At 61.6% G+C, this 19586-nt stretch carries 15 protein-coding genes and 2 tRNA genes; 5 read left to right on the top strand and 12 right to left on the bottom strand.

The features are described from left to right. Positions 1 to 2 precede the first annotated feature (2 nt). The gene (gene nadE / locus B2Y33_RS06460; RefSeq protein WP_028687883.1) at positions 3 to 830 is read left to right on the top strand and encodes an ammonia-dependent NAD(+) synthetase; all 828 of its coding nucleotides are present in this window, start codon (positions 3 to 5) and stop codon (positions 828 to 830) included. 55 nt (positions 831 to 885) lie between these two features. On the opposite strand, the gene azu is transcribed toward nadE, so the two are convergent. The 9 genes from azu to rnr form a co-directional block, all read right to left on the bottom strand. Next, a complete protein-coding gene (gene azu / locus B2Y33_RS06455; protein WP_206405179.1) occupies positions 886 to 1335 on the bottom strand; it encodes an azurin in 450 nt (149 codons plus the stop codon). A gap of 363 nt (positions 1336 to 1698) precedes the next feature. After that, the gene (locus tag B2Y33_RS06450; protein ID WP_027913943.1) at positions 1699 to 3999 is read right to left on the bottom strand and encodes a YgiQ family radical SAM protein; all 2301 of its coding nucleotides are present in this window, start codon (positions 3997 to 3999) and stop codon (positions 1699 to 1701) included. Positions 4000 to 4182: 183 nt separating this feature from the next. Then, a complete protein-coding gene (gene dnaB / locus B2Y33_RS06445; protein WP_023532900.1) occupies positions 4183 to 5580 on the bottom strand; it encodes a replicative DNA helicase in 1398 nt (465 codons plus the stop codon). A 113-nt stretch (positions 5581 to 5693) separates the two neighbouring features. After that, positions 5694 to 6140, bottom strand: coding sequence for a 50S ribosomal protein L9 (rplI, locus tag B2Y33_RS06440; RefSeq protein ID WP_012316464.1), 447 nt, complete (start codon positions 6138 to 6140; stop codon positions 5694 to 5696). A gap of 20 nt (positions 6141 to 6160) precedes the next feature. Beyond that, complete coding sequence (locus B2Y33_RS06435) at positions 6161 to 7024, bottom strand: hypothetical protein (protein WP_023533001.1); 864 nt, start codon at positions 7022 to 7024, stop codon at positions 6161 to 6163. Positions 7025 to 7057: 33 nt separating this feature from the next. Continuing rightward, complete coding sequence (rpsR, locus tag B2Y33_RS06430) at positions 7058 to 7288, bottom strand: 30S ribosomal protein S18 (protein WP_003249563.1); 231 nt, start codon at positions 7286 to 7288, stop codon at positions 7058 to 7060. 28 nt (positions 7289 to 7316) lie between these two features. Then, a complete protein-coding gene (gene rpsF / locus B2Y33_RS06425) occupies positions 7317 to 7742 on the bottom strand; it encodes a 30S ribosomal protein S6 (RefSeq protein WP_021783885.1) in 426 nt (141 codons plus the stop codon). 281 nt (positions 7743 to 8023) lie between these two features. Further along, positions 8024 to 8770, bottom strand: a complete 747-nt coding sequence (rlmB, locus tag B2Y33_RS06420; protein WP_027913944.1) for a 23S rRNA (guanosine(2251)-2'-O)-methyltransferase RlmB — start codon at positions 8768 to 8770, stop codon at positions 8024 to 8026. Beyond that, entirely contained in the window at positions 8767 to 11349 is a 2583-nt protein-coding gene (gene rnr, locus B2Y33_RS06415) for a ribonuclease R (protein WP_027913945.1), read from the bottom strand. The genes rlmB and rnr overlap by 4 nt, the downstream gene beginning before the upstream one ends. A gap of 271 nt (positions 11350 to 11620) precedes the next feature. On the opposite strand from rnr, the gene B2Y33_RS06410 reads away from it, so the two are divergent. From B2Y33_RS06410 to B2Y33_RS06395, 4 genes are all read left to right on the top strand, one after another. Next, positions 11621 to 11707: transfer RNA gene (locus B2Y33_RS06410), tRNA-Leu, on the top strand. Positions 11708 to 11793: 86 nt separating this feature from the next. After that, positions 11794 to 11880: transfer RNA gene (locus tag B2Y33_RS06405), tRNA-Leu, on the top strand. Positions 11881 to 12122: 242 nt separating this feature from the next. Continuing rightward, on the top strand, positions 12123 to 13136 hold the full coding sequence (locus B2Y33_RS06400) for an extracellular solute-binding protein (RefSeq protein ID WP_027913946.1): 1014 nt from the start codon (positions 12123 to 12125) through the stop codon (positions 13134 to 13136). Further along, positions 13136 to 14701 carry an ABC transporter permease gene (locus B2Y33_RS06395; RefSeq protein WP_027913947.1) on the top strand — a complete coding sequence of 522 codons (1566 nt, stop codon included), beginning with the start codon at positions 13136 to 13138 and terminating at the stop codon, positions 14699 to 14701. Before B2Y33_RS06400 ends, B2Y33_RS06395 begins: the two co-directional genes overlap by 1 nt. 14 nt (positions 14702 to 14715) lie before the next feature. Here B2Y33_RS06395 and B2Y33_RS06390 read toward each other — a convergent pair whose 3' ends face one another. The 3 genes from B2Y33_RS06390 to B2Y33_RS06380 all read right to left on the bottom strand — a co-directional run bounded on the left by B2Y33_RS06390 (position 14716) and on the right by B2Y33_RS06380 (position 19374). Then, a complete protein-coding gene (locus tag B2Y33_RS06390; protein ID WP_027913948.1) occupies positions 14716 to 16650 on the bottom strand; it encodes a methyl-accepting chemotaxis protein in 1935 nt (644 codons plus the stop codon). Between the two features lie 187 nt (positions 16651 to 16837). After that, positions 16838 to 18130 (bottom strand): adenylosuccinate synthase, encoded by a 1293-nt coding sequence (locus B2Y33_RS06385; protein ID WP_023533002.1) that lies wholly within the window; start codon positions 18128 to 18130, stop codon positions 16838 to 16840. A gap of 56 nt (positions 18131 to 18186) precedes the next feature. Continuing rightward, a complete protein-coding gene (locus tag B2Y33_RS06380) occupies positions 18187 to 19374 on the bottom strand; it encodes an ATP phosphoribosyltransferase regulatory subunit (protein WP_027913949.1) in 1188 nt (395 codons plus the stop codon). Positions 19375 to 19586 lie beyond the last annotated feature (212 nt).

Genomic DNA, 19586 nt, shown 5'->3' with positions numbered 1-19586 from the left:
CCATGCAAGCGGTTCAGCAAGAGATTGCCCAGGCACTCAAGGTACAACCGCCGTTCGCCGACGCTGCCGCCCTCGAGGCCGAAGTGACCCGGCGGGTAGCGTTCATCAAGGACTGCCTGGCCAATGCAAGGCTCAAGACCCTGGTACTGGGCATCAGCGGCGGCGTCGATTCGCTTACCGCAGCCCTGCTCGCCCAGCGCGCGATCAACGAGTTGCGTGAAGAAACCGGTGACAAGGGCTACACCTTCATCGCCGTGCGCCTGCCCTATCATGTCCAGCACGATGAGCATGATGCACAGGCGTGCCTGGAGGTCATCAAGCCGGACGAGACGCATACCATCGACATCGCCCCGGCCGTCAAGGCACTGGCAGGCGAAACGCAGGCGTTGAAAAACGGCTCGCCCACGCTTGTGGATTTCGTGGTGGGTAACATCAAAGCCAGGATGCGCATGGTTGCCCAGTACACCATCGCAGGCGCGCGCGCAGGTCTGGTGATCGGCACCGACCATGCGGCCGAAGCGGTCATGGGCTTTTATACCAAGTTCGGCGACGGCGCCTGCGACCTGGCGCCGCTCAGTGGCCTGGTCAAGCATCAGGTACGCGCCATCGCGCGGCATTTTGGAGCGCCGGAGTCACTGGTGGAGAAAGTGCCTACCGCTGACCTCGAAGACCTCGACCCGGGCAAGCCAGACGAAGCAGCGCATGGGGTCACCTACCAGCAAATCGATGCATTCCTGCATGGCCAGGAAATCGATCAAGCCGCTTTCGATGTCATCGTTGCCAATTACCGCAAGACCCAGCACAAGCGCGAACTGCCGTTCGCCCCTTGAATACGCAACTGGGGCCGCGTTGCGGCCCCAGTTCGTGTTCTAGCGCGCGGTCAAATCACTTGACCACGACTTTGCCCTTCATCACTGAGATATGGCCTGGGAAGGTGCAGAAGAAGCTGTAGTCGCCGTCTGCTGCAAGCTTGGTGGCGTCGAACGTCACTTCGGTTTCCTTCTCTGGCGCGCCGATCATCTTGGTATGGGCGATGATGGCGGCGTTGTCGGCCTTGATGTAGTCCTTTTCCAGACCCTGGCTCATGCCTTCGGTGGCAATGCCCGGCATGTCGGCCGTCTTGCTGATAACCAGGTTATGGCCCATGACGTTCTTCGGCAGGCTGCCGGAGTGAGTGAGTTTGACGGTGAATTCCTTACAGCTCTTGTCGACCGTGATTTCCTTGGTGCTGAAGGACATCTGGTCAGTCGAATCGACAGTTACCGAGCACTCGGCTGCGAAGACAGAGGCGCTGGCGAGGGTCAGCAGGGATACCGCTACAGCTTTCGCAAACATCGTGAATCTCCTTGGCAGGGTTTTATCAACAGCGAGACTGCCTGAAACCGTCCAGCCCCTGGGTGACGTGCGTCAAGGGGATGTCAATGGACCAGCCAGTTGAATTGTTCAATGGATTGTATACAACCAATCTAAGGGCACATCATGCCCTTTTAATAGACGATGGGACAACCTCTCATTTAGGAGCAGTACCAAATGCCCATGTCCAGTTTCTTGAACAGCCTGCTCGCTGCCTATGCCCACGCTGCCACAGGCGCGATCTGCGAGTTCTCGCGCCCCGAGTGATGCCCGCAATGATGTCGATGTGCAGTGATCGAGTAACCGGTAGTCGCTGAAGGAGGGGCCGCCAGGCGGCCCGGGGTTTCAGCGTGGAATGACTGGCTGACGCGGCTTTTTCCCGCCTTTGCCACCCTTGGCCGACTCCTTGCGCTCCTTGGCCGCTTGCTGGTTGCGGGCGAACGCCTCCGCCTTGGCCTTCTCGCGCTTGTCCCATGGCTTGCTGCCATCGCTGGCGCGCGGCGGCAGGCCGGAATGCTGGGTCAGGATCTTCTGATCCTTGCCCACCTTGTGGCTACCGGCTGGCGTCGAGTTCTTGCGCCGGGCGCTCTGGTAGGTATCGGATTGCGGCTGGTGCAACGGGATCAGCTGATGCTTGCCTGGCCCGATCAGGTCGGCACGCCCCATGCGCTGCAGCGCCTCGCGCAGCATTGGCCAGCCCTTGGGGTCGTGGTAACGCAAGAACGCCTTGTGCAAGCGACGCTGCTCGTCGCTCTTGACGATGTCCACGCCCTCGCTCTTGTAGGTCACCTTGCGCAACGGGTTCTTGCCCGAGTGGTACATGGCGGTGGCCGACGCCATCGGCGAGGGGTAGAACGCCTGCACCTGGTCGGCACGGAAACCGTTGCCCTTGAGCCACAAGGCCAGGTTCATCATGTCTTCGTCGGTGGTGCCGGGGTGCGCCGCGATGAAGTACGGGATCAGATATTGCTCCTTGCCCGCCTCCTTGGAGAACTTCTCGAACATGCGCTTGAAGCGGTCATAGCTGCCAATGCCCGGCTTCATCATCTTGTCCAGCGGGCCACGCTCGGTGTGCTCGGGGGCGATCTTGAGGTAGCCGCCCACGTGGTGGGTTACCAGCTCCTTGACGTACTCCGGCGATTCCACCGCCAGGTCGTAGCGCAGGCCCGAGGCGATGAGGATTTTCTTCACGCCTGGCAGCGCACGGGCCTTGCGATACAGCTCGATCAACGAGCTGTGGTCGGTGTTCAGGTTCTCGCAGATGCCCGGGAACACGCACGAAGGCTTGCGGCAATGCTTCTCGATTTCCGGGCTCTTGCAGGCGATACGGTACATGTTGGCGGTGGGGCCGCCGAGGTCCGATACCACGCCAGTGAAGCCGGGCACTTTGTCGCGCATCTCCTCGATCTCGTTGAGGATCGATTCGTGCGAGCGGTTCTGAATGATGCGCCCTTCGTGCTCGGTGATCGAGCAGAACGTACAGCCGCCGAAGCAGCCGCGCATGATGTTGACCGAGAAGCGGATCATCTCATAGGCCGGGATGCGCTCCTTGCCATAGGCCGGGTGCGGCACGCGCGCATAGGGCATGCCGAACACGTAGTCCATTTCCTCGGTGCTCATGGGAATGGGCGGTGGGTTGAACCACACGTCCACCTCGCCATGTTTCTGCACCAAGGCGCGGGCGTTGCCTGGGTTGGTCTCCAGGTGCAGCACACGGTTAGCGTGCGCATACAGGACCGGGTCGTTACGCACCTTTTCGAACGACGGCAGGCGAATCACCGACTTCTCACGCGTCACGCGCGGGCTGTCGAGGATCTGCACCACCTTGGCTTCGTTCGGGTCTTCCTGGTCGCCCTTGGCTTGTTCGATGGCGCAGGCCTGGGTGTCCTGGGTGTTGACGTACGGGTTGATGATCTTGTCGACACGCCCCGGACGATCGATACGGGTAGAGTCGATTTCGAACCAGCCGTCCGGGGTGTCCCGCCGCACGAAGGCCGTGCCACGCACGTCGGTGATCGATTCGATCTTCTCGCCGTTGGACAGCCGTTGCGCCACCTCGACCACGGCACGCTCGGCGTTGCCGAACAGGAGGATATCGGCGCTGGCGTCGATCAGGATCGAGTGGCGCACCTTGTCCTGCCAATAGTCGTAGTGCGCGATGCGGCGCAACGAGGCCTCGATGCCGCCCAGTACGATGGGCACGTGCTTGTAGGCTTCCTTGCAACGCTGGCTGTACACCAGGCTGGCACGGTCAGGCCGGCTGCCCGCCAGGCCGCCCGGGGTGTAGGCGTCGTCGGAACGGATCTTCTTGTCGGCGGTGTAGCGGTTGATCATCGAGTCCATGTTGCCGGCAGCCACACCGAAGAACAGGTTGGGCTCGCCAAGCTTCATGAAGTCGTCTTTGGACTGCCAGTTCGGCTGGGCGATGATGCCCACGCGAAAACCCTGGGCTTCCAGCAACCGGCCAATGATGGCCATGCCAAACGACGGATGGTCGACGTAGGCATCGCCGGTCACGATGATGATGTCGCAGGAATCCCAACCGAGCAGATCCATCTCCTCCCTGCTCATTGGCAGGAAAGGTGCTGGCCCGAAGCATTCGGCCCAGTACTTGGGATAATCGTAAAGTGGTTTGGCTGCTTGCATATCAGTGACCGGCTCTGGTGTGCAGGGAAATCGCGGGCGCGGAGAATAGCACAAATTTTAACCAAATCCGACTGTCTTCGTGGGAATTGGCAAGCGTGCGACGGTTGGGGCGTGACGCCTTGTGGGGCACGTTCGCCCCACGATTCAGGTAAGAAGGTGCGTCTGGTGAAGCAGGATCAGGCGTTATTCATCGTCGTCGAAGTTATACATCCCCGGCGCCAAGTTCTCGAAACGGGTGTACTTGCCGATGAACGCCAGGCGCACAAAGCCAATTGGCCCGTTACGCTGTTTGCCGATGATGATTTCCGCCACGCCTTTGTGCTCGGTTTCGGGGTGATACACCTCGTCGCGGTACACGAACATGATGACGTCGGCGTCCTGCTCGATTGCACCGGATTCACGCAAGTCGGAGTTCACCGGGCGTTTGTTCGGGCGCTGCTCCAGAGAGCGGTTGAGCTGCGAGAGGGCAATGACCGGGCAATTGAATTCCTTGGCCAGGGCTTTGAGCGACCGGGAGATTTCGGAAATCTCGTTCGTGCGGTTGTCACCCGAAGAACCAGGAATCTGCATCAGCTGCAGGTAATCGACCATGATCATGGCGATCTCACCGTGCTCGCGTGCCAGGCGTCGGGTGCGCGCGCGCATCTCCGATGGGCTGATGCCGGCGGTGTCATCGATGAACAACTTGCGGTCGTTTAGCAGGTTCACCGCCGACGTGAGGCGTGGCCAGTCGTCGTCGCTCAATTGACCGGAGCGCACCTTGGTCTGGTCGATACGACCCAGTGAGGACAGCATACGCATGACCAGCGATTCGCCTGGCATTTCCAGCGAAAACACCAGCACGGCCTTGTCGGTACGCAACACGGCGTTTTCCACCAGGTTCATGGCGAACGTGGTTTTGCCCATCGAAGGCCGGCCCGCCACGATGATCAGGTCGGCCGGCTGAAGGCCGCTGGTTTTCTCGTCCAGGTCGGTATAACCGGTGGAGATACCGGTGATGTCGCTGTCGGAGTTGAACAAGGTGTCGATGCGGTCGATGGCCATGGTCAACAGGTCGTTGACCCCTACCGGGCCGCCTGTCTTGGGCCGCGCCTCGGCGATCTGGAAGATCTGCCGCTCGGCGTCGTCGAGGATTTCCGCCGCATCACGGCCTTGCGGGTTGAACGCATTGTCTGCGATGTCGGTACTGATGCTGATCAGCTGCCGCAGCGTGGCCCGCTCGCGAATGATCGCGGCATAAGCCTTGATGTTGGCCACCGAAGGCGTGTTCTTGGCCAATTCGGCCAGGTATGCCAGGCCACCGACCTGCGTCGACAAGCCTTCCTTGTCGAGCTGCTCGTGCAGCGTCACCACATCGAACGGCTGGTTGGCGTCAGCCAACTTGTGCACGGCACGGAAGATCAACCGGTGGTCATGCCGGTAGAAGTCACCGTCCGACACCTGATCCAGCACCCGCTCCCAGGCGTTGTTGTCCAGCATCAGACCACCGAGCACGGCCTGTTCGGCCTCGATGGAATGCGGCGGCACTTTCAGGGCTGCGGTTTGCAGGTCGAGCTGTTCGGAGGTAGTGATCTCGTTCATGGCCACGAAAGAATTCTGGAGGATGAAAAAGACAAAGGGCACGGCCTGTCGAAGACAGGACCGTGCCCGATGTTAACCGGCTGACACCTGACGGGCCAGCCAGTCAGCGCAGCTTAGGCAGCTACGACGACCACACGTACGGTGGCTTCAACGTCGCTGTGCAGGTGCACGGCTACGTCGTATTCGCCAACCTGACGGATGGTGCCGTTCGGCAGACGAACTTCAGCCTTGGCCACTTCAACGCCGGAGGCGGTCAGGGCGTCAGCGATGTCGTGGGTGCCGATCGAACCGAACAGCTTACCTTCGTCGCCAGCGGTGGCAGTGATGGTCACTTCCAGCTCGGCCAGTTGGGCAGCGCGGCTTTCAGCCGACGATTTACGGTCTGCAGCTGCTTTTTCCAGCTCGGCGCGACGCTCTTCGAACGCAGCCAGGTTGGCGGCGTTGGCAACGGTAGCCTTGCCGAATGGCAGCAGGAAGTTACGGCCGTAACCAGCCTTAACTTTTACTTTATCGCCCAGGTTGCCCAGGTTGGCGACTTTTTCCAGCAGGATCAGTTCCATTTGGTAAAACCTCTTAACTTTTAACCTTCACCGTTCGCGGAGTCATTCCCTTTGGGGGACTTGCGACCGCGAAAATCAATCAGGCTGTCGACAATGGCCAGGACCACCAGCAACGGGTAAATCAGCTGCATGATCAGCGGCAGCGTCACGTACATCCCTACTAGCCAGAAACCGGCCAGTCGGCCCTGCGCCACAAGCCCATGCATCAAAGCGATGCCGGCCAGCACCAGTACCAGGCTCGAAGCCGATGCCAGGATGATGAACTGCGGCCCGATGAACGGGGCCACCACCATCACTGCCACCAGGGCCACCATGGTCTGTTTCGGCAGCTTCAGGGCACGAAACTCGTGACCGAAGCCTCCAGGGTTGTACAACGCTGCCTGCCAATAACGCGCCAGCACCAGGGCCAGCACGCAGAACAACTGCACTGTCACGGCTGTGGAAGTGACCAGCAATGGGCGGATCACTTCACCGGAGAGTACCGGCTGCCCTTCGACTTGCGGCATGGCTTCGGCAAACGCCTTGGCCAGCGCATCGAAGGTAGGGGCCAGCGCCAGATCAAGCACGAGGCTGAACGCCACGGCGAACACGGCACTGACCACCAACACCCGACTCCAGGGATGCTCGGCCCGCAACAGGCCGGCAAGTGCCAGGGCACCCGCGATCACCATGAAGGTGATCGGATCGCCCATGACCCAAACGGCCAACCCTGCCAGCAAGCCGCCAGCGATGACCGTTGAAGCATCCTTGAACCCGCGTCGCAGCAGCACAAGGCTGCCGGCAGCGGCACTCAACCAGAACAGCAGCGGCAATACCGCGCTGATGACCACCACGAGGGTGGCCTGCACACGACCGCGCATGATGAAACTTGCTAACGCTCGCATGCTAATCCCTTACTGCTTGTCGACGACCCGGTCTCAGCGGCCGTGGCTGTCGGTGTAGGGCAGCAGGGCCAGGAAGCGGGCGCGCTTGATAGCGGTAGCCAGCTGACGCTGATAACGAGCTTTGGTACCGGTGATACGGCTTGGAACGATCTTGCCGGTTTCGGATACGTAAGCTTTCAGGGTGTTGAGATCTTTGAAGTCGATCTCTTTCACGTCTTCAGCAGTGAAGCGGCAGAATTTACGACGACGGAAGAAACGTGCCATTTAATAGGCTCCTCTAAAGGTCCGTGGATTACTCGTCAGCGTTATCGCTGGAGTCGCTGTCATTGCTGTCGTCGCCTTCGGCGGACTCGGCATGCTCAGGACGCTCGCGACGCTCACGGCGCTCGCTGCGGTTTTCTTCAGCCTTCAGCATCTCGGACTGACCGGTAACGGCTTCGTCGCGACGGATGACAAGGTTACGGATAACGGCATCGTTGTAGCGGAAGTTGTCTTCCAGCTCGGCCAGGGCCTTGCCGGTGCACTCAACGTTCAGCATCACGTAGTGAGCCTTGTGAACATTGTTGATTGCATAGGCCAGTTGACGACGGCCCCAATCTTCCAGGCGGTGGATCTTGCCACCATCTTCTTCGATCAGCTTGGTGTAACGCTCAACCATGCCGCCGACTTGCTCGCTCTGGTCCGGGTGAACCAGGAAGATGATTTCGTAATGACGCATGAATGCTCCTTACGGGTTAGTAGTCTGCCAGCGAATCTGGTCAGACAAGGAGTGAATGACACTGGTGTGTCTTGCCAGGGAGTAGAGGCACATGCGCACCTGCCAGCTCAGCAAGGGGCGCAATTGTAGAGAAGGCCAAACAGACAAGCAAGGCAATTGGCGATTATTTGAACAACCGGAAACACTTCGACGCGGCATCTGTCGCGTCGCGGGTACAGCGGCCCGTGCAGGATCCGTTCAAGCGGGCACGTGCCGGCCAAAAGACCGGCACGGTCATGGGATCAACCCTTGGCCTGGCGCTGGCGCACGGCCTCGAACAGGCACACGCCAGTGGCCACGGACACGTTCAGGCTGCTGACGCTGCCGCTCATCGGCAGCTTCACCAGAAAGTCGCAGTGCTCGCGGGTCAGCCGGCGCATGCCCTTGCCTTCGGCGCCCATGATCATCACCAGCGGGCCGGTCAGGTCCTGCTGATAGATTTCCTGCTCGGCTTCGCCGGCGGTTCCCACCACCCACAGGCCACGCTGCTGCAGCTTCTCAAGCGTACGCGCAAGGTTGGTCACGGCCACCAGCGGGATCACCTCGGCTGCTCCGCACGCGACCTTGCGCACCACAGGCGTCAGGGTCGCCGATTTGTCCTTGGGCACGATCACGGCCGTTGCGCCCGCTGCATCAGCGGTACGCAGGCAGGCACCAAGGTTGTGCGGGTCGGTCACCCCGTCCAGCACCAGGATCAGAGGCGGGGTTTCAGTGCGCTCGAGCAACTCCTCGAGCATGAGCTCACCCCAGACCTGGCTGGGGCTCACCTCGGCGACCACGCCCTGGTGCACGCCTTCGACCCAGGCGTCCAACTCGCGGCGCTCGGCTTGACCCACAGCTACGCGGTTCTCGGCGGCCAAGGCCAGCAGCGCTTGCAGGCGCGGCTCGCTGCGGCCCTCCGACAGCCAGATCTGCTTGACCCGCTTCGGATGGTGCTGCAACAGCGCCTGTACCGCGTGAACGCCGTAGATCTTTTCCAACTGACTCATGAATTGCTCTTGCTCTTGCGTGATGCGCCGGATTTCGACGGCCCTTTACGGTGCTTGGTAGGCTTGCCAGACGTCTTGCTGCCCTTGTCCGACTTGCTGCTGCCGTGGCTGGTACTGCGGGCCTCGGTCATCAGCGCCTTTTTCATTTCGCGGCTCTTGCGCACCTCGGCGTTGCGCTGCACGGCGTCCTTGGGGAAGTACGCCTCGGAGGCTTCGCTCTTGCGGCTGCGCGGCTTGGGCGTGGCCCTGGCCTTCTCTTGCTCCGGCGCTTGCTCGGTCGGGGCAGCGGCAGCAGGTGTACCGCGTTGCTTGCGACCGATCGGAGCGGCCAGGGTGGCGTCGGCCACTTCGAAGTCGATCTTGCGCTCGTCCAGGTCCACGCGCATGACCTTGACCTCGATCGTGTCACCCAGGCGGAAGCTGCGGCCAGTGCGTTCGCCCGACAGACGATGATGCACAGGGTCGAAGTGGTAATAGTCGCCCGGCAGCGCACTGACGTGCACCAGACCCTCGACGTAGATGTCGGTCAGCTCGACGAACAGGCCGAAACCTGTCACCGCCGTGATCACACCCGGGAACGTCTCGCCCACGCGGTCCTTCATGTACTCGCACTTGAGCCAGTTGACCACGTCACGTGTGGCTTCGTCGGCCCGGCGTTCGGTCATCGAGCATTGTTCGCCCAGTTGCTCGAGGGTGTTCTCGTCGTACGGGTAGATACGCGCCTTGGGAATGCTCATGGCACCGGCACGCTTGACGTGTGGGGTATCGACCTTGGAGCGGATGACGCTGCGGATGGCGCGGTGGACCAGCAAGTCAGGGTAACGACGGATCGGCGAGGTGAAGTGGGTGTACGCCTCGTAGTTCAGGCCGAAGTGGCCGTTGTTGTCGGTGCTGTACACCGCCTGGCTGAGCGAGCGCAGCATCACGGTCTGGATCAGGTGGAAGTCCGGGCGGGCGGCGATGCTCGCCAGCAGTGCCTGGTAGTCCTTGGGCGACGGGTCCTTGCCCTTGTGCAGTGACAGCCCCAGCTCACCCAGGAAAGCACGCAGCTTTTCCAGGCGCTCCGGTGGCGGGCCATCGTGCACCCGGTACAGGGCCGGCACACCGTGCTTTTGCAGAAACTCTGCCGTGGCCACGTTGGCGGCCAGCATGCATTCCTCGATCAGCTTGTGCGCATCGTTGCGCACGGTCGGGCGAATTTCCGCGATCTTGCGGTCTTCGCCGAAGACGATGCGAGTTTCCTGGGTCTCGAAGTCAATGGCACCGCGGGTGTGCCGGGCATCGAGCAGGACCTTGTACAGGTTGTAGAGGTTCTTCAGGTCCGGGACGACTTCCTTGTATTCCTCGCGCAGCGCCTTGCCTTCACGGGTGCGTGAATGCTCGAGCATGCTGCTGACCTTGTTGTAGGTCAGCCGGGCGTGAGAGTGGATGACCCCTTCATAGAACTGGTAGTCGACCATCTGCCCGGCCTTGTTCATGGTCATTTCACAGACCATGGCCAGGCGATCGACGTGCGGGTTCAACGAGCACAGGCCGTTGGACAATTCCTCGGGCAGCATGGGCACCACACGCTCGGGGAAGTACACCGAGTTTCCGCGCTGCTGGGCTTCCACATCCAGCGCCGAGCCCAGGCGGACGTAGCTCGACACGTCGGCGATCGCCACATAAAGGCGCCAGCCGCCGGAGAACATCCGCAGCTTGCCCAGGGGTTCGCAGTAAACGGCGTCGTCGAAGTCGCGCGCGTCCTCGCCGTCGATGGTCACGAAGGGCAGGTGGCGCAGGTCGACGCGCTTTTCCTTGTCCTTGTCTTCGACTTCAGAGCGGAACTTGCGGGCCTCCTTGATCACATCCTTGGGCCAGACGTGCGGGATATCGTAGCTGCGCAGGGCAACGTCGATTTCCATGCCCGGCGCCATGTAGTTGCCGACCACTTCCACCACATCGCCTTGCGGCTGGAAACGCGCCGTTGGCCAATGGGTGATCTTGATCTCGACGAACTGGCCGATCTTCGCGCCACCGTTACGCCCGGCCGTGACCAGCACTTCCTGCTGGATCTTCGGGTTGTCAGGGGTCACGTAACCGATGCCGCCTTCCTCGAAGTAGCGGCCTACCACGCTTTCATGGGCGCGGGAGACGACCTCGACCAAGGCGCCTTCGCGGCGACCACGGCGGTCGACGCCGGACACACGCGCCAGGGCGCGGTCGCCATCGAACACCAGGCGCATCTGCGACGGGCTCAGGAACAGGTCTTCGCTACCGTCGTCGGGAATGAGGAAGCCGAAGCCGTCGCGGTGGCCGGAGACGCGGCCGCAGATGAGGTCCAGCTTGTCCACCGGGGCATAGGTGCCGCGCCGGGTATAGATAAGCTGGCCGTCGCGCTCCATGGCCCTGAGGCGGCGGCGCAGTGCTTCGATCTGGTCTTCTTCGTGCAGACCGAACTCTGCCGCCAGCTCCTCGCGCGCGGCCGGTTCGCCACGGTCGGCAAGGCGCTGCAGGATCAGCTCACGGCTGGGAATGGGGTTGTCGTATTTTTCCGCTTCGCGAGCGGCCTCGGGATCGAGGGATTGCCAATCGGCCATCAGAAGGGGTTCACCTTGGGGTATATAGATAGGAATTCTGGCATAGGCGTATTGAAACCGGAAATGTCAGCCTTGGACAGCCCCCTGAGGAGCGCCCGGCGAGCGGCAATAGGCCCATGAAATCAACAAGTTGAATTTTTTGAGATTTTTTTTGATCGAGGGCTTTACAGCCCCCGAGGGCATCCGTATAGTGCGCACCACGACGACGGACAACCCCGAAGTTGTAGTAGAGATGAGCGGCGCTGTAAAGCATCTTTTATCTCGAATGTGTGCCCAGGTGGCGGAATTGGTAGACGCGCTGGTTTCAGGTATCAGTGGCTTAACGGCCGTGGAAGTTCGAGTCTTCTCCTGGGCACCAAAATTTTCAAGTAATAGATGACCAAGGATCTGTTACTACTGTGTGAAGCGAACAATAGTCGCCTTCATCAGATGATGTAAAGCTTTGCCCAGGTGGCGGAATTGGTAGACGCGCTGGTTTCAGGTATCAGTGACTTAACGGTCGTGGAAGTTCGAGTCTTCTCCTGGGCACCATACAAAAACCCACTAGCTTGCTAGTGGGTTTTTTCTTGCCTGAAATTTAGCATCATGGCCCCGCCCTTCCGTGTTTTCGGCGTTGTGCAAGATGGCGCACAAAACCCAACGCCTCGCCCTTTCCGACGCGTGCATAGCCCCAAGCACCCCGCTCAATGAATTTATCGTCACCTCGCCACATGAGAAACGATTTCGTTTACCATTGTTTCCAAATATGTAGCCGTAAGCGAGGAAGTACCCGCATGACGATCCGCCCGCAACCGCTGATGCGCACCCTGGCCGCCGCCGTGTTGAGCCTGGTCATCGGCGCTCCGGCCGCCATGGCAGATGCGCCGGTCACCTTGACCATGTACAACGGTCAGCACAAGGAAATCGGCGAGGCCATCGCCAAGGCTTATGAAGCCAAGACCGGCATCCATATCAATATCCGCAAGGGCAGCAGCAACCAGCTGGCCAGCCAGATCATCGAAGAAGGCGAGCGCTCGCCGGCCGACATCATCTATACCGAAGAGTCGCCACCCCTGAATAACCTGGGTGAGCTGGGCCTGCTGGCAAAGATCGATGATGCCACGCTCAACATGCTGCCCAAGGAATATGTCGCCGCCAACGGTACCTGGATGGGCGTGACCGCGCGGACCCGGGTGGTGGTGTACAACCCCAAGAAAATCGACGAGAAGGACCTGCCGACCACGGTCATGGACTTCGCCAACCCTGAATGGGACGGGCGCGTTGGCTTCGTACCCACCAGCGGGGCCTTCCAGGAGCAGGCGGTAGCCATCCTGAAGATGCATGGCCGCGAAGCAACGGAAGAATGGCTGACCGGCCTGAAGGCATTCGGCAAGACCTACACCAACAACATGGTCGCCCTCAAGGCCGTGGAGAAAGGTGAAGTGGGCGCGGTGCTGGTCAACAACTACTACTGGTACGCCCTGGAGCGCGAGCGCGGCAAGCTTGACTCCAAGCTGTACTACCTGGCCGATGGCGACGCCGGCAACCTGGTGACCATTTCGGGTGCCGCGGCCGTGAAGGCCAGCAAGCACCCCAAGGAAGCCCAGGCATTGCTCAACTGGATGGCCAGCGAAGAAGGCCAGCGCGTGATCACCCAGACCACGGCCGAATACCCACTGCACAAGGGCATGGTTTCCGATCGCGGCCTGAAGCCGTTCGACGAGTTGCGCCCGCCCAAGATCACGCCGGCCGACCTCGGCAATGCCGAAGAAGCCCTTGAGCTTGAGCGTGAGGTCGGTCTGCTCTGATGACTGCCGCCCTGACCCAGCCGGTGCCGGTACGTTTCGTACCGCGCCGCAAGCGCCCCTCGATCTGGGTGGTGCTGCCCGTGCTTTTCCTGGTGGCGATGAGCGTACTGCCATTGCTCTACGTGGCCATCAAAGCCTGGGAAGCCGGCTGGCGAGAGGCGCTGTACCTGTTGTGGCGCCCCTACGTATGGGGGCTGATGCGCAACACCCTGCTGCTGATGGTCGGGGTTACGCTGACCTGTATGGTCGTAGGCCTGGCGCTGGCATGGCTGCTGGAACGCAGCGACCTGCCCGGGCGCAGGTTGTGGGGGGTGGTGCTGTGCCTGCCCTTTGCCGTGCCGTCGTTCGTCAGCAGCTTTACCTGGGTTTCGCTAAGCTCGGACTTCGAAGGCTTGGGCGGCGCCATTCTGGTAATGGCCCTGTCCAAGTACCCGCTGATCTTCCTCCCGGTGGCGGCCACTTTACGCAACCTGGACACCTCCCTTGAGGAGTCGGCGCGCACATTGGGTTGCAGCCGCTGGAGCGTGTACCGGAAAGTCACCCTGCCCTTGCTGTGGCCGTCGATGCTGGGTGGCGCCCTGCTGATCGCCCTGCACATGCTCGTGGAGTTCGGCGCACTGTCGATTCTGGGCTTGCAGACATTCACCACCGCCATCTACCAGCAGTTCGAGCTGGAATTCAGCAACGCCAACGCGGCCATGTTGTCCGCCGTGCTGTTGGCCATGTGCTTGATCATGCTGTGGCTGGAACTGCGGGTACGTGGCAAGGCACGGCATGTACGCATTGGCCAGGGCGTGGCACGCCGCGCTCAACCTGTAAAGCTGCGTGGCTGGGCGATACCTGCTCAAGTGTTCTGCCTGGGCCTGGCCGTATTGGGCAGCGGTATTCCATTGGCCATGCTCGGTTACTGGCTCAGTGTGGGTTCATCCGCAGCGTTCCCCATTGCGGATATTTCCAGGGCACTGTTCACATCGCTGTCCGTGTCGCTAGGCGGCGCCGGTTTCTGCGTCGTGCTGGCTCTGCCGATCAGCTTCCTGGTGGTGCGCTACAAGGGGCGCCTGGCCATCTGGGCAGAACGCCTGCCCTACCTGTTGCATGCCCTGCCCGGGCTTGTCATTGCCCTGACGCTGGTGTTCTTTGCCCTGCACTACGTGCCGGCGCTGTACCAGACCACGGCGTTACTGCTTCTGGCCTATGCACTGCTGTTCCTGCCTTTGGCCCAGTCGCCCGTGCGCACGGCCTTGAACAAGGCATCCCCTACGCTGGAAGAGGCGGCACGCACCCTGGGTGCAAGCAGCTTTGCCGCGTTCTGCAAAGTGACCCTGCCGATCATCTTCCCGGCGATGGCAGCGGCCTTCGCCCTGGTGTTTCTGGACGCCATGAAGGAATTGACGGCAACGTTGCTGCTCAGTCCTACCGGCATGACGACCCTTGCCACCGAAGTCTGGGCACACACGGCCAATGTCGAGTTCGCAGCGGCGGCACCCTATGCGGCGCTGCTGATCGTGGTTTCAGGGTTGCCGGTGTATTTGCTGACAACGCGGATGTACCTGAACCGCGCGTGATGGCCCAAAGCGCATCACGCCCGGAACTGGCCCAGACTTGCCCGAAGCTGGGCCGCCAGATCGTCCAGCACCTTGCTGCTTGCCGTGGTCTGCATCACCACTTCGGCTGAACGTTCGGCCTGGGTATGAATGTTCTGCACCCGCCCCCGCACGGCCTGCGCCCCGCTCGCCTGCTGCTCAGCTGCGCGAGTGGCCAAGCCTATGGCCGCATGCACCTGCTCCACCGCAGCCTGTACCGACTGCTGGCGACGCTCGTTGTCACGCAGCACCAGCAGCCCTTCGCTGGCCTTTGTACCCGCCTGACTGATCGTGGCCACCGCCTCCTTCGCCCCTGCCTGCAGTGCGGCAATATGCGCCTGGATGTCACCGGTGGAGCGTTGCGTCTTGCTCGCCAACGCCCTGACTTCATCCGCCACTACGGCAAAGCCTCGCCCCGTCTCGCCGGCACGGGCGGCTTCGATGGCGGCGTTGAGGGCCAGCAGGTTGGTTTGCTCGGCAATGCCGTGGATGACCGTCAGCACCACCTCGATCTGCTCGCTTTGCTTGGCCAGGCGCTCGATGACCTGCGAGCCTGCATCCACCTGCCCGGCCAGGTTTTCGATGAGCCCGGCCAGCTGCGTCGAGGTGCGACTATTTTCGTCAGTGGCCTGGCGAATGTCCACCACCTGCTGCAAGGCGGCCTGCATGGCATGGCTCTCGGCCTGGGCTTCTTCAGCCATGCTCGACAGGTCGCTCAGGCTGGCCGCCACCTCATCACGCTGCAACGCGGCGGCGGCATCGGCGCCTGCGTTGCGCTGGGTCATGGCGCCGATCTCCACACCGGTGCGCTCGGCCACGTCACCGGCTTCGCGCACGATAGGTTGCAGCTTGTCGACGAAGCGATTGACCGCTGAGGCCATGTCGCCAATCTCGTCGCGGCTGTCCAGGGGTACCCGCTTGGTCAGGTCGCCTTCGCCCGCTGCCAGGTCATCGAGCGCCGCGATCAACAGACGCAACTTGCTCACCACACGCCGGCCCAGCACTATGGCCACCACCAACAGCACGCCCAGCCCCACCAGCACCAGGCCCAGGCCGATGCGCCAACGCAATTCTGCCGCCGCATCGCGCACGGTTTGAGCTGTATTGTTCTGCATGGCCGCGGCGCTGCCTTGCGCAGCCTCCAGGCGTTCACGCAGTGTCTTGCCACTGTCGGCAGCCGCCCCCACCAGGCTGTCGCCAACCAACTGTTCGCTGCTGGTGATCAAGGCCGCGAAACGTTGGTCCAGAGCGGCCAGCTGCTGATCGATGCCGGCGGTTGAAACACCCATCAGCACCTTGCCGATTTCTGCCCCATTCGGGTTAATCGACGCTTCGACCATGTACACAGCAGGGTCGCGGCGTGCGGCCTCGATTACTTTGTCCAGCGCCCGCTCCCCTTGCCCCTTCTCGAGCAATGCCTGGTTGATTGGGTTCTGTCGGTTCAGGTAGCGGGTCAGGTGCTGGCCTTCTGCATCGTCATAAATCACGAACAGAACGTTGGGATTGCGCTGCGCCCGTCGGGCGAAATCCGATAACACCGGCACATCCTTGTCCCAGATGGCGCGCGGCGCCACCGAGGCCAGCAACTCTGCCATGTCGTTGGCGGACTCCTTCAAGGTGCCTTCGAGGGTCTCGCGCAGTTGCTGCTGCTCGGCCTGCAGGCGTGTCGAGAGCCCTGCACTCAAGCGTTGGCGAGTGCTGGCAGACAAGCCATCGAGGCCTGCGCGCACCTCCTGGCCGGCTTGTTCCAGATCAGTCGTGAGTTGTTGGCTGTCATGCCCAAGGCGTTGGGCCAGTTCGCGCTCAAGGGCCGAAACCGTGCTTCGTGTCAGGGCAACGGCCACCAGCACCTGCACCAAAAGGGCGATACCCAAGGCCACAAAAACAGGCCGCAATAGGCGGCTTCGTAACAGCGAAAGGATGGCAGACACGGTAAAACCCTCGTGTTTTCTGGCGCCATTACTTTGATGGCATCGACAGACAATTCTTACAGCAAGGGTTATGCCGGTAGCAGCGGGGATACACGCCAAGCTCAAGCAATACGAGCTTCGTACCCACAATGAAAAACGCCGCGACCCCTGTTCAGGGCCACGGCGTCAGATCAGCCTGGAGGGCAGATCAGGCGAACGGATGACGCAGCACGATGGTTTCGTTGCGGTCCGGGCCGGTGGAGATGATGTCGATCGGTGCGCCGATCAGTTCCTCGATGCGGGTGATGTAGGCACGCGCATTGGCAGGCAGCGCTTCCAGGGTCTTGGCACCCAGGGTCGACTCGCTCCAGCCCGGCAGTGTTTCGTACACCGGTTGCAGGCCGATGTAGCTGTCGGCATCGGTCGGGGCTTCGATCACTTCACCATTGGCATCCTTGTAACCTACGCAGATGTTGATGGTCTCCAGGCCGTCGAGCACGTCGAGCTTGGTCAGGCAGATACCCGAGATGCTGTTGACGTCGATGGCGCGGCGCAGGATGACGGCATCGAACCAGCCGCAACGACGGGCACGCCCGGTCGTGGAACCGAACTCATGGCCACGCTTGGCCAAGGTGGCGCCCGTGTCATCGAACAGTTCGGTTGGGAACGGACCCGAGCCTACGCGGGTGGTGTAGGCCTTGGTGATGCCCAGGATGTAGTCCAGGTACATCGGGCCCACGCCGGAACCGGTCGAGATACCGCCAGCGGTGGTGTTGGAGCTGGTGACGTACGGGTAGGTACCGTGGTCGATGTCCAGCAGCGAGCCCTGTGCGCCTTCGAACATGATGTCCTTGCCGGCACGACGCAGGTTGTGCAGCTCGGCAGTGACGTCGAGCATCATCGGCTTGAGCTGTTCGGCGTAGGCCATGCACTCGTCCAGCGTCTGCTGGAAGTCGATGGCAGGCTCTTTGTAGTAATTCACCAGCTGGAAGTTGTGGTAGTCCAGCAGCTCGCCCAGCTTGGCGGCAAAACGCTCGCGGTGGAACAGATCGCCCACGCGCAGGCCACGGCGGGCAACCTTGTCTTCGTACGCTGGGCCAATACCACGGCCGGTGGTGCCGATCTTGGCTTCGCCACGGGCTTTTTCACGGGCCTGGTCCAGCGCGACGTGGTACGACAGGATCAGCGGCGCAGCCGGGGAAATGCGCAGGCGCTCACGCACCGGTACGCCCTTCTCTTCCAACTTGGTGATCTCGCGCATCAGTGCATCGGGTGCAACGACCACACCGTTGCCGATCAGGCATTGCACGCCTTCACGCAGGATGCCGGATGGAATCAGGTGCAGAACGGTCTTTTCACCGTTGATCACCAGGGTGTGGCCCGCATTGTGGCCACCCTGGTAGCGCACGACGGCGGCAGCATGTTCGGTCAGCAGATCGACGATCTTGCCTTTGCCCTCATCACCCCACTGGGTGCCCAGGACGACGACATTCTTACCCATTACATTGGTCCTCATTCACGCAAACTTGGTTGCCGGCCTGTTGCCGACGCAGAAACTCACTGGGCCAGCGGCAGAACCTGCCAGCGCCCGTCTTGCTGAATCAATTGACGATCACAATCCGCTTCAAGGGCAGCACTCAGCGGCTGACCAGGCAGGGCCTGGACCACACGCTGGCCCTCGTTGCGCAACTGGCAGACATGCTGCCATAGGGCCGCATCGCCACTGTCCGGCATCCAGATGCCGCCCGTGGGCAGTACGACCTCCGCTCGCCCCAGTGTGACCAGGGTCTTCAAATCCGTGGAGAAACCGGTAGCCGGGCGCGCCCGGCCAAAGTCGGCGCCGATGTCGTCATAACGGCCGCCTTGGGCAATCGACTGCCCTTCACCTGGTACGAACACCGCAAACACCACGCCCGTGTGGTAGTTGTAACCGCGCAGCTCACCCAGGTCGAAGTACAACGGCAACTGCGGGTAACGGGCGGCCAGCCGATCGGCGATGGCCAGCAAATCGTCCAGGGCCGCCAGCACGCTGGCAGGTGCACGACCCAGGCGTACGCGGGCCTCGGCCAGGACTTCCCTGCCGCCGCATAGCTCGACCAGGGCTCGCAACATGTTGCCCACATCGTTTGGCACGTCGGCCGTCAGCGCCTGCACTTCGTCGACCGCCTTACGTTGCAGGGCGTCGAACAACTGCTGCTCGACCGCGCCCGACAGACCGGCGGCCCGAGCCAACCCACGGTAGATACCCACATGGCCCAGGTCCATGTGGACATCAGGCACATCGGCCAACTGCAACGTGGCGAGCATCAGGCTGATGACTTCCACATCGCTGGTGGGGCTGGCATCGCCATACAGTTCGGCACCCAGCTGGATAGGGCTGCGCGAGGTGGACAAGGCACGCGGCTGGGCATGCAGCACACTGCCGGCGTAGCACAACCGGCTTGGGCCTTCACGGCGCAGGGTATGGGCGTCGATGCGCGCAACCTGCGGCGTGAAGTCGGCACGAAAGCCCATCAGGCGGCCGGACTGCGGGTCTACTACCTTGAAGGTACGCTGATCCAGGTCCTGGCCGGCGCCGGTGAGCAGCGACTCCAGGTACTCGATATGCGGGGTGACGACCAGTTCGTAACCCCAACTCTGGAACAGGTCCAACACCTGGCGACGCGCGATCTCGATACGCGCAGCCTCAGGTGGCAGTACTTCCTCGATGCCATCTGGCAGCAGCCAGCGGTCTACCGTTGCCATTACGCCTTTTCCCCTCTGGTCCGGGCGGCCGCCAGCAGGCCGGCCGTCAGTAAAGCAGGTATCGCGCACAGCAACGGGCAGCACTGATCCCAGCGCAGCCACCGTACCCGATACCCTCGAATTGCCTTGCGAACGTGTCAAAAGCGGACCGACACCGGGCCGATCAACCTTGCAGACGCAAAAAAGCCGGGAAATTTCCCGGCTGACTCATC

Source organism: Pseudomonas sp. UBA5666 (genome assembly GCF_002420785.1).
In the GTDB taxonomy this organism is placed as follows: domain Bacteria; phylum Pseudomonadota; class Gammaproteobacteria; order Pseudomonadales; family Pseudomonadaceae; genus Aquipseudomonas; species Aquipseudomonas fulva.
This window is presented reverse-complemented; position numbering and strand designations above follow the sequence as displayed.